Genomic DNA, 10,699 nt, shown 5'->3' with positions numbered 1-10,699 from the left:
AGGCGGCGGACGACGCGACGGACGCGATCCATGCACCGGAAGTCCCGCGCATCGCGTCGGCAGAAGAAGCACTCGCCGGCGCCCATGTCCCGACGCTGGACCCTGCCACCATGAACGGTGCCGAGATCCGCGCCGTGCTCGGCGCGGGGGAGCATTGCGAGTTTCGCTATACCAGCGCGGGCAAGCCTGTTCTGGCCTTTGCGCCCGGCCGGGATGGCAGCGCTACGAAGGGCGTGGTGAAGCTGAACGGGCACCTGGTGGCGCTGCAGGCGGCATCGACCACCGACGAAGTGGTGCTTTCGGCCGAGCCGATCCGCATGACCCTGGGCCCGGCGGGGGGCCAGCCCGCCGACGGTCAACTGCATGAAGTGAACTCGGTATTTCAGGTGGGCGACGCCTTGAAAGTGGGCTATCGCGGGTATTATCGCTGCGTCGACAAGCCGTAGCTATTTGCTGGGCAGTGACTGCTTGCAGCGATTCCGCGGTATGTGACGGTCGGCTCTACAAACCTGAGGCGGTGGCCGAGGCGACTGAGTCGCTCGATTGTGTGCCGACTGCCGGCAGGCTGGACCATGGAGGCGACATCTCTTTATATGCCGTAGCGCCCTTATCGAGCAGCGGCGAGATATCACCTACCGCCTTCTTCGCCACAACAGAGCCGACAAGACTGCTCCTCAAATAGGTCGCGCTTGTGCTCGGACTGGCCGTTGAGATCGTCGCCTGTGAGAGTAGGCAGGAACTTCGCGTCAATGTGGTTCGACGCGAACGCGTCGGCGCATTGTCCGAGATCGTGATCGTCGAGCCAGGCGCGAATATCCGTGGCCTTCCTCTAATCCATGACATAGGCGCATAACCAGCAACGCCTAGTCCCTCACGGCGCGACACCGCAACCGGCCAGCCACGAGGGCATCGCCTGTGCTCAATTGGCTGCGACATCATGCTCCAATCGGGCCATTATCCAATGGGCAAAGGCGAGCCGGATGTACGCCAAATGAGATCGGCCGGAACGACCGCTATGGGTCAGGCGGCGCGTCCGCACCGGACGTCGGCCCTCATGCCACTTGCGGCGGTCGGAGTGGCCAGGTGCCCGGCAGAGTCAAGCGTAGCGGCCCGTGCTTAGAGCGCCAGGGAAGGCCCTCGGCCAGAGCGGCGGCGGCGCCTTCAGCTGCCGCGCGTCCTGCTGTGAACCTCGGCGGCCGGCCGACTCGGTCCGAGCTTCCGGCCTCGACACCGTATGCTCTGGGAACGCCGACGAAAGCATAACACCGCGGGTCGGCTGCTCAGACGGATTGGGCGCGGTCATCGGCACACCCTCCGGGGGCAAAGGCGACTAAAGCCGCCGACGGACGCAAGAGATGGCGTCAATCGGCGGCCATCAACTTGGGGGCGACTCTTGGCCGTTCAAGCGGCGACGGCGACGGAAGCTTGGCGCGGGCAATATGACCGGCTCTTTGCTGCACCGAAGACGGATAGCTTGCGGGTCCAGTGAAGGGGGCGTCGTCGCTGCCCCACGCCTCTTGAAATTCTGATCACCGCCACCAACTGAAAACGCCGCCGAGGGGCTGGGGCAGCTTGGCCCGGCTCCCGCGGCGCGGGGTGCCCGCCCCTGGGCGGCGGGCCGTCCTGACCACGTTGCTCCGAGGAGGATATGGCCGTGACACGTATTGGTGCGCTGCGATCCCTGGTTTCCCTGAGCAAGCCGCGCCCCTGGTCTTAGCCGGCGCCTGCGCAACTCGACCATCAGGCATCATGGACATGCAGGAGGTCCTCGACCTTCTGGGCCGGGCGACGCGTGCGATGCTCATCTCCGGCCTCGCGTTCTATCTGCTGATGCACGCGACAGCCACCATCAGCCACTTCGCGGCACCGCCATGAGCGAGGGCATCGCGCCGGGTGGCCGCGCAGCGGTGCGCGGCGCGGGCCCCTATTGGCTGATCGCCGCTGCGACCGCCGCAGCGCTCATCGCCTGGACGCCGGCACTTTGGGCTCCGCCCGTTTGGGTCACACTTGTTGCAGGCCCGCCGGTACCGGACCGTCCTGACCATGGCGCCGCGTCATCACGAGGACACTTGCCATGCTGACATTTGCCGAGCGATATGCGGCCGGGGAAGTTGGCGCGGTCGGACCCGCCGCGCCGCTGGTCCCGGCCAACAGCAACGTGCCGCCGCCACAGGCCTTCGGCCGGTCGGTATTTCCGGCCGATGCCGAGGCGCGCATTTCATCTTGGCACCGGCTTGCCGCCGGCGGCCGGCGTAACGCCCGCAGAGGTTGGCGCCTGACTTTCGCGCCGCGCGGCCGGCGCCATATCGAACCGCTGATGGGATGGACCGCGAGCAACGACACGCTGGATCAGGTCGAACTGACCTTCCCGACGCTCGAGGCCGCGATCGCCTATGCGGAACGCCAGGGCCTCCGCTATGCGGTCGAAGGCGAGGACGAGGCGACCGGCGCCACGACGGTTCAGCGAACCCAGAGCCTGGCCGAGCACGCCTTTGCCGACATTCTTTCAGCGCATCTTGCTGCCGCCTGGCTTGAGATGAGGTATGGCGGTGTGCCGGCGGTAGACGAGCCTCAGCCGGACCCGGAGCAGCAAGGGGAATGCAAGGCAATGATCGTCGCGCTCGGTCAGGCACCGGTCCCCCGATCCGCGGCCAGCGGCTGACACGGAAGACGATCGCCTCTGACTTGTTGCCGCGCGCCCCTTAGGCAACCCGGCCCGGCAGCGCGCACCAATGGCCTACGGGCCATGGGCGTCCGAAGCTTTCAGGCCGCTGGGGGATGTGCGGCATGGCTCCGCCGCACGATTCGCGATGCCGCCGTCCCTGACGCGGACCGATATTGTCCGGCGCTATTGACGTCATATATGTGCGTTCGAGGAATCTGCATTTCTCGCGGGGCCGTGACAGCTGATGCTCGCCGCCGAGTTTCGGATGAGGGTGGCATGAAGTTCCTCGGTAAGCCATGCGATCCCAATCAACTGCTTGGCGCTCTTGCTGAGCTCGGCCTCGCCCCCTCCTCGCGAACGCCCGAACGGTAGGCGGAGTAGCGCATGCGGTCTCTCATTGCCGAAGGGAGCAAGAGCGCTGCTAAGAGCGACAGCCGAGCCGCTTTGAGGCGCGCGTGATGGCCGCAACGACGCCCCTAGCTCCCTTCGAGGCATGTCTCGAAGCAAACGAACAGAGAGCGGGGGCGGACGCCGCTTCCGCCAAAAATAGCTGATCCCCTGGCCCGACTTGGAATAGCGCCCTGCTTACCCCGTTCCGTCCCTGATGCCTGATGTCCGCCGCGGTGCGCTTCGTCCACTCTGCGGGCCATTGCGCCCATCAGAACACCCAAGGCGAACGTAGAGGGCGCATCCGTCAACGTAGGCTAAGGACCGGTCGCTCCGTTCAGCGGGCGAGGATGACCGTCGCCGCCAGCGGAAGCGCCAGCGGGGCGAGGCGCTGCGTGGCGGTCATGCCGGTGCGCCCTTCGCCGCCTCCAGCACCAGCGATCAGAACGTCAGGCCGAGGGAAAAGAAAAAGCGCCAGCTTCGGTCGCCCTCTTCGATCACATCGCGGTTCAGCGGCTTGGCGGCTTCCAAGGTCACCTGCAGGCGCTCGAGCAGCCTGAACCGCGTGCCCAAGCCGGCGGAGGACAGCGCGTTGCGGAACGTGCCGCTGCCCGACACCCTGTCCCAGCTCACGCCATGATCGTAGAAGGCGAAGAGCTGCAGGCCGCTGACCGCCTCGGCGACCGTCAGGTCGTATTGCAGCTCCAGCGCGGCGGCGACGCCCTGCTCGCCGACCACCTCGGAGCTGTCATAGGCGCGGCCATAGATGCCGCCGCCGAGCCGGAACTCCTCGCCCGACAGCAGCGAATCGCCGCTCACCTGGCCGTAGAACCAGCCCTGCAGGTTGAGCGGCCCGTAGATCTTCTGGCGCCGGACCATCTCGAGCACCAGCTTGGTGAATTGCGGATCGCCGCCCAGGCGGGACAGACGCGCGTCGCCCTTGTCGGATGCCCCGGGAAGGCCGAGGCCCTGCGACAGCGTCGCATAGACGGCATTGCTGCCGCCCCAGCCATCGTCAAAGAAGAGCCGCGCGCCGAGCCGCAGCGCCCAGGTGCGGTCCTGGAACACGCGGTCGCCGGCGGCATCCTGGCTGGTGTCGCGGTATTCCAGCAGCGCGCCGAGATACAGCGACAGCGCGCGGCTGCGGCGCAGCGGATAGCCGAAGGCCACCGCGACGCGATTCTCCTCGCTGTCGAGATCGAGTGACTTCAGCCGGCCGCCGGTCGCGATGGCGCTGCGCCAGGCATCCATGGTCAGGGTGAAGCCGTCGTCGCCGAGCGGCAGCTGGGCCCTGACTTCGCCGAAGCGCAGCTCTGAGGGGGTCGCCGGCACGGTGATGCCGCGCAGCATGATCGCCTCGTTGGCATCGAACAGCGAGTTGAGATACAGCGTCGCCTCGCCGACATGACGGCCGATGGTGGCGGTGCCGCGGTTGTCGAAGCCGAGGAAGAGCTCGGCCGGATCGCGCTCGACCCGCAACAGCAATTCATGCGCCGCCGCCATCTCGCCGATCGGCGCGACGCCGGCGGAGACGCTCATGCCCGGCAGGTCGGCCAGCAACAGCAGGTAGCGCTCCAAGGTTGCGAGGGTGAGCGGCCGTTCCGACCGGATCCGCTCGGCATAGGCCTTGAGCAGCCCGGCGCCGCCGGGCGCGCCCTCGAACACGACCCGCTCGACATAGCCCTCCAGCACCTGGACGCGCAGGATGCCGAGCGAGACGTCCTGCACCGGGGCGACGGCGCGCGACAATACGTAGCCGGCCGCGCGGTATTTCTCGGTGATGGCATCGAGCAGCGCGGTAATGCCGTCGCGCCGAATGCTGGTGCCCAGCAGCAGCTCGTATAGCGGCACGAAGGTCTCGGGCGGAAATATCGTCGCGCCCTCGATCACCACGCCGGCGAGCACGAAGGCCGGCCCGATATCGGGCGCCACCTCCGGCGGCGGCGCCACGCTGGTCGGCGGCGGCGCGCCGGCCGGCCGCGGCAACGGTTGAATGCGCTCATCGATCCGCGCCGGCTCGCCGGCGCGGCCGGGTTGCTGCTGCGCCTGTGCCGGCGGCACCGAAAGGATCGCGATCGCCCCGAGCATGGCGGGGACAAGGGAACGCCCGGGCAGGCGGGCGCAATTGCCGGGCCGGGAGCTTGTTGCGCCTCTCATCCCGCTAACCAACTTTCCACACCGCATCTTAATCAGGTGCGAGCAGGGTCGGGAACATCGCCGGCAAATATCGGAGAATTTTATGCACGCTTCCCGCTTGGTTATCGCGGCCGCTCTGTGGTCGGCGATCGGGTTGGCTGTGCCAGGCACCGCCGCGGCGGCGGATTGGACCGCGCAGACGGCCACCGGGCCGGCGACCGTGCAGATGCCGGGCGCGCCCGCCAAACCGCTGGTGACCGGAGTAACCATCCCCGCCGGCGCCGAGATCAAGACCGGCAGCGATGCACGGGTGGTGCTCGGCCGCGACAACGACCGCGTGACGATCTCGCCCGACAGCGCACTCAAGGTTGAGCAGAGCGCGCGTCCGGGGCTGGCCGACCGGCTGCTGCAGACGCTCGGCACCGCGCTGTTCCAGGTGGAGAAGAATCCGGCCCGCCAGTTCGAGGTCCGCACGCCGTATCTCGCCGCGGTGGTCAAGGGCACGACATTCACCGTGTCGGTGAACGGCGGCGGCGCCGCCATCCATGTCACCGACGGAGCGGTGCAGCTCGGTCGCCTCGACGGCAGCGGGACCGCCGTGCTGGTCCGCCCGGGGCAGACCGGCTCGATCTCGAGCAAGCCCGGTGCGGAGGTGGAGCTACTACAGCGGAAGGGCGCCGCCGACACCGCGCCGCAGCCGGCGGCGAAGGCAGCGCAAGAGGCAGGGCAAGGCGGCGATGCCAATGCGTCCGCGGCGGCGGAGAAGCGGGCCAATGGCGGCGGCGCCGTCGGCCAGCCGATCCAGCCGACCCCGGCCGACATGCGCAAGACCACGGAGGGCTTGGTCGGCAACGCCACGGCCACCGGCGCGAACGGCGCGGTGGAGTTCCGCGCCTCGCCCGGCAACGGGAATGATGCCGGCTCCGCCAAGGGCGCCGGCGACCTCGCCGTCCAGCCGGGCCCGGCCGGACAGTTCGGCAACCGGGCTACCGGTGCGGGCGGCGGCGGCGAGGGCCGCTCCGGCCTTGCCGATCCGATCCGCGCGTCGACCATCGCTATCGGCGAACGGCGCAACAATCCCGCCGGCGGCAACAGCGGCAACGGCAATGCCGGCGGCAACGGCAATGGCGGCGGCAACGGCAATGGCGGCAACGGCAACTAGCGCGCGTGCGGCCGCGGATGGGGCATGAGTTGAGTGGCAGCCGGTGAGGCCGACAGAGCCGCCCAGAGCATAGCCCGCCGGCGGTGGGAGCATTCCCCGGTCGAGCGCCTGCCGCTCCGACGGTGGGCGCAGGGACTGCTGTTCGCGCTGCTCTCCCTTGCCTATGCGGCCGGGCTGTTCGAGCGCCTGGAATTCACGTTGATGGATCTGCGTTTCGAGATGCATCAGCGGCCCGCCAGCGACGAGCTTGTCCTGGTCGAGATCGACACCAGGAGCCTGCGCGAGCTGGCGGTGTGGCCGTGGCCGCGCGAGTGGCATGCCGAGGCGATCGACGCTCTGTTCGCCGCCGGGGCGCGGCGCGTCGCCTTCGATATCGATTTCAGCGCGCGATCCAACCGCGCCGCGGACACGCGGCTCGCCACGGCGATCCGGGCCGCCGAGGGGCGCGTCATCCTGCCGGTATTCCATCAGCGCCACTCGGCAGATTCGGATGACCTTGTACTCACGGCGCCATTGCCGGAATTCGCGCTGCCGGCGCGGCTCGCGAGCGTGACAGTCCGCCCCGAGCTCGACAGCCGGGTGCGGCGCATGGCGACCACGCTCGAAGCTGCCGGCGAGACCTTGCCGAGCTTGTCGGCGACGCTCGCCGATATCGGCGGGCAGAGGCCGGCAGGGAATTACTACATCGACTATGGAATCGCCGCCGCCGACATTCCTCGCTTGTCGTATGTCGACGTCCTGAACCGCAAGGAGGCGCTCGCCGGGCTGGTTGCCGGCAAGTCGGTTCTGATCGGTGCGACGGCGGTCGAGCTTGGCGACCAGTTGGCGGCGCCGGTGCATCTGACGCTGCCCGGCTCGGTTCTCCTGGCATTGGGCGCCGAGACTTTGGCGCAAGGCCGCGCCCTGCAGAGAACCGGCGCCGTGCCGACCCTTGCGGTGGCTGCCGCGCTGGCGCTTCTGCTGGGTCCCTGCTTCGGCCGATGGCATTGGATCCGCGGCCTGGCGACGGTGGCCGGCATCCAGATTGTCGCGATCGCGACGGGCCACGTCGCCTACGTGGCGCTGGCGGTCAGCCTCGACGTTGTGCCGTGGCTGGCCATGCCGCTGCTGTCCTATGTGCTGGCGGTCATCGCCCTGATTGAAATCCAGGCCCGCCGCATCCTGAAGCAACGCGTGATCGAGGCGCGGCACAACGTGATGATGAACGCGATTGTCGGCAGCAGCTTCGATGCCATCGTGACGGCCGACAACGCGGGCAGAATCACGCACTTCAACGCGGCCGCGGAACGGCTGTTCGGCCTGAGCGCCGCGCAGGCGATCGACCGCCATGTCGACACGCTGCTGCAGCTACCCGACGGAGGCCAGCTGCAGACGCTGCTGGCCGACGGCGCCAGCCTGTCGACACCGATCGAAGTATCCGGCCTGCGCCGCGACAAGACGGTATTCGCCGGCGAGCTTGCCTTGCGCCGGGCGACATTGCAGCGCCACCGCGACCTGTCCGTGCAAGGTCCGGACTTCGACGATGCCGCCTTCTGGCTTCTGACGGTGCGTGACATCACGACTCGGAAGGCCGCCGAGATCGCGCAAGCCGAGGCGACGACAGCCGCGGAAGCCGCCAACCGCGCCAAAACGGAATTCCTCGCGACGATGAGCCACGAGCTGCGCACGCCGCTCAACGCGATTCTGGGCTTCTCGCACATCATTCGCGAGGAGCTGATAGGGTCCGTTGGCAATCCACGCTACAAGGAATATGCGGCGGACATAAACGACAGCGGCACCCACCTGCTGGAGATCATCAACGACATCCTGGATACCGCCAGAATCGAAGCCGGAAAGCTCAAGATCCACGAGGAGCCGATCGAGCTGCCGGAATTGCTGGCCGCGGCGCTCCGCATGGCGAGCGCGCGCCCGGAAGGCAGAACCGGTACGGTTCCGGTTCGTTTGACGGTGGATGGCGCAACGCCAACTCTCTCGGCCGATCGACGCCTGCTCAAGCAGATCCTGGTCAACCTGGTGTCGAACGCACTCAAGTTCACCCAGTCCGGCGAAATCGTGGTCAGCGCAGGCTTGGCCGCAGACGGCTGGCTCGAGGTAGCCGTTCAGGATACCGGGATCGGCATTGCCGAGGCCGACATTCCCAAAGTGCTGCAGCCGTTTCAGCAGGTCGACAGCTCGCACGCCCGCAGATATCAGGGCACCGGCCTGGGCCTCAGTCTCGTGCGGTCGATGATGGAGTTGCATGACGGCGAGCTGCGCATCGATAGCAAGCCTGGCGTGGGCACGAAAGTGATGTGCCGCTTCCCGCCGGGCCGGTTGATCCCGGCCGGCGCCGCCCATTCCACCGCAGCCAAGGCTGCCGCCGCCTGAATCGCCGGTGGAACGGCGCGACAGATTGGCGTCAGGGACGGCGCCGCGCCATGGCGCTCCCCCAGCGCCCGCTTGCCGATGAGCATAGGGAGGAGGGAGTGAGCATGAACACCTATCGCCTTGTGCGCCGAGATGGCGACGGTGAATGTTATTGGCTTCAGGCTCAGAACGCAGCTGATGCCCGGCGCCTGGTGGCGCTTAACGTCCCCGGTGCCGAAAGGGCACAGAACCCGGCGCTGTTCGACTGTGCCCCGGACGAAACCAGGTTGCCGCCCCCCGGCCTTATCCAGCGCCTGCTTCGTGGGCCGGTTGCGATCAAGGGAGCGTGAATGGATGCCTAAGGGGCGGTGGCCGGAAACGCCGGCCGGCCGGGCGGCTTCTCCTCCAAATCCCGCCGTCCGGCCGTTTTTATGCAACCTTCCTTGGACATCTGCGTTTCTGCAGCGCTGATGAGGGCTGGTGAGGAGGGGGCACCATGCGCTGGACGTTGTTGCAGCGGGGACCTGACCGCAATCCCGATACCGTGCTCGTCGCGCTTTTCGTTGCCATGTGGTGCAGCGCGATTGTTGCCGTGCTCCTGCTCGACTAGACGAGATCAGCACCCGTTCGCCGCACACAGCGCCGCCGACACTACTGAAGCTAACGAGCAACGGCCGCCTGCCGATACAAGGCGCGCGGCGGCGGCTATCCCTTCGCCTTCTCTTCGCAGCCGCGGCTCGCCAGGAGGCGCATTATCGCCTCCCAGACCAGACGCCGATGCTCGGCGTCCTCGTAGAACGACAAGGCCTCCGAGATTTCGGAATCTTTCTGCCCATGTTGCGCTGTGGGCAATTCGAAGGTCGGCTCGAATGGCTTATCGTCGGGCATGGACCGACGTTGGCGCAACGGCGCAGCGCCGCGGTTGCGCTACATCAAACCTAGGCCGAACGCGCTAGCCGCAGGTTTCAGCAGGCGATGGCGGGAGACCGCTCAGCCGTCGACGCCGCCGCGGCAGCTGCGGTGCTGTTCGCCTGAATGTGAGACCAGTCTTCCCGATCCCAGGCTAAAGCCATGCCAGCAAGCTCGGTCTTGCCTTCGACAAGGAACGAGCGCACCAGCCGACCGGTAGCGGAGCCGATCCAGTTCGCGGCACGTGGGGCGACCTGGTTGGAACGACGTGCCATGCGCGACACCAGGATGGTGCACACGCGCTGCCCGACTGAGTCGCCAATCGGGAGGAGAAGCCGCGACACCTCCTGCGCCGACCCGTTCGGCTGCACGTATTCACCGCAGGTGAACATCGGTATCTTGACGGCGCATACCATCATATAGGCGGTACAGATCTCGATGCCGTAGCGCTTCGGCACCACGTGCGCACCGACGATCGTGCCGGTGAAATCGCGCCCGAAATCGGATGCCACCTGGCGGCCGATCTGGCGATACATGAACTGCCCATCGGGCAGCAGCTCGATCAAGCTGAGATGGGCTGCGATCGCATTCAGAGGTGACGCGTCGATATCAATCGCTAGGGACAAGGGGGCGTTGCCGCGGGCGGCATCCCAACCAGTATACGCTTGTAGATGAATGTCGGAGGCGCTCGCCATAAGATGCATCATTTATGTGCATTGCCAAAGATTTGTTAACGCGTGGAGAAAGTGCAACAGTAGCCCAAGCCGTCTGAGAGAATGCCGAGCCGCTGCAGGTCAGAGAGTGGAGACGGCGCCCGGCCAGTCGCCAGGTCCGGAGCGCTTCACCTAAATTGCGGCGATGAGCGCCTGCAGTGTTGCAATGTAACGTCCTTGGCTTGCGCCCGCGTTAACGGCCTGATGTGCTCTCCCTTGCGGACCGCGAGCACGCCAATGACTCGCCGAGCGGTCCCGCTTGAGACCGTGGGGCCTTTCTCGCGAAAGTTGATCCAAATCAGGAATGTCCGCCTGGCGCGGGCGCACAGTACCTACAGAAGGCATAGCGGGAATTGGACGTTTCATGCGCGATCCCGAGAC

Annotated in this window: 9 protein-coding genes; 6 read left to right on the top strand and 3 right to left on the bottom strand. The window is 67.0% G+C overall.

Annotated features, from left to right (window positions below):
- Window positions 1–446 (top strand): DUF6692 family protein (locus DT074_RS21205; protein ID WP_368744823.1); only part of this gene is annotated, 446 nt, incomplete at its 5' end.
- 182 nt (window positions 447–628) lie between these two features.
- On the opposite strand, the gene DT074_RS21200 is transcribed toward DT074_RS21205, so the two are convergent.
- A complete protein-coding gene (locus DT074_RS21200; protein ID WP_119421866.1) occupies window positions 629–814 on the bottom strand; it encodes an SAM domain-containing protein in 186 nt (61 codons plus the stop codon).
- A 935-nt stretch (window positions 815–1,749) separates the two neighbouring features.
- Between DT074_RS21200 and DT074_RS28570 the strand changes: the two genes are divergently transcribed.
- Both DT074_RS28570 and DT074_RS21195 read left to right on the top strand, forming a co-directional pair.
- Entirely contained in the window at window positions 1,750–1,875 is a 126-nt protein-coding gene (locus tag DT074_RS28570) for a hypothetical protein (protein WP_368744822.1), read from the top strand.
- A 199-nt stretch (window positions 1,876–2,074) separates the two neighbouring features.
- Entirely contained in the window at window positions 2,075–2,662 is a 588-nt protein-coding gene (locus tag DT074_RS21195) for an NADH dehydrogenase ubiquinone Fe-S protein 4 (RefSeq protein WP_119421863.1), read from the top strand.
- Between the two features lie 831 nt (window positions 2,663–3,493).
- Here DT074_RS21195 and DT074_RS28185 read toward each other — a convergent pair.
- Window positions 3,494–5,140, bottom strand: a complete 1,647-nt coding sequence (locus tag DT074_RS28185; protein ID WP_162915074.1) for a ShlB/FhaC/HecB family hemolysin secretion/activation protein — start codon at window positions 5,138–5,140, stop codon at window positions 3,494–3,496.
- 208 nt (window positions 5,141–5,348) lie between these two features.
- Between DT074_RS28185 and DT074_RS28180 the strand changes: the two genes are divergently transcribed.
- From DT074_RS28180 to DT074_RS21180, 3 genes are all read left to right on the top strand, one after another.
- Window positions 5,349–6,350, top strand: coding sequence for a FecR domain-containing protein (locus DT074_RS28180; protein ID WP_368744824.1), 1,002 nt, complete (start codon window positions 5,349–5,351; stop codon window positions 6,348–6,350).
- 33 nt (window positions 6,351–6,383) lie between these two features.
- A complete protein-coding gene (locus DT074_RS21185; protein ID WP_119421861.1) occupies window positions 6,384–8,717 on the top strand; it encodes a CHASE2 domain-containing protein in 2,334 nt (777 codons plus the stop codon).
- 104 nt (window positions 8,718–8,821) lie between these two features.
- Window positions 8,822–9,046 (top strand): hypothetical protein, encoded by a 225-nt coding sequence (locus DT074_RS21180; protein WP_162915072.1) that lies wholly within the window; start codon window positions 8,822–8,824, stop codon window positions 9,044–9,046.
- 615 nt (window positions 9,047–9,661) lie between these two features.
- On the opposite strand, the gene DT074_RS21170 is transcribed toward DT074_RS21180, so the two are convergent.
- Window positions 9,662–10,300, bottom strand: a complete 639-nt coding sequence (locus DT074_RS21170) for a PAS domain-containing protein (RefSeq protein ID WP_162915071.1) — start codon at window positions 10,298–10,300, stop codon at window positions 9,662–9,664.
- Window positions 10,301–10,699: the final 399 nt, after the last annotated feature.

This window comes from Desertibaculum subflavum, from assembly GCA_003576705.1.
Classification (GTDB): Bacteria; Pseudomonadota; Alphaproteobacteria; order Ferrovibrionales; family Ferrovibrionaceae; genus Desertibaculum; species Desertibaculum subflavum.
The sequence above is the reverse complement of the archived record's forward strand: the minus strand, read 5'-3'. Positions and strand labels throughout refer to the sequence as shown.

Excerpts from the sequence above, each read along its gene's own strand:
- DT074_RS28570 (WP_368744822.1), top strand. The coding sequence starts at position 1,750 with ATGGACATGCAGGAGGTCCTCGACCTTCTGGGCCGGGCGACGCGTGCG.
- DT074_RS21195 (WP_119421863.1), top strand. The coding sequence starts at position 2,075 with ATGCTGACATTTGCCGAGCGATATGCGGCCGGGGAAGTTGGCGCGGTC.
- DT074_RS28185 (WP_162915074.1), bottom strand. The coding sequence starts at position 5,140 with ATGCTCGGGGCGATCGCGATCCTTTCGGTGCCGCCGGCACAGGCGCAG.
- DT074_RS21180 (WP_162915072.1), top strand. The coding sequence starts at position 8,822 with ATGAACACCTATCGCCTTGTGCGCCGAGATGGCGACGGTGAATGTTAT.
- DT074_RS21170 (WP_162915071.1), bottom strand. The coding sequence starts at position 10,300 with ATGGCGAGCGCCTCCGACATTCATCTACAAGCGTATACTGGTTGGGAT.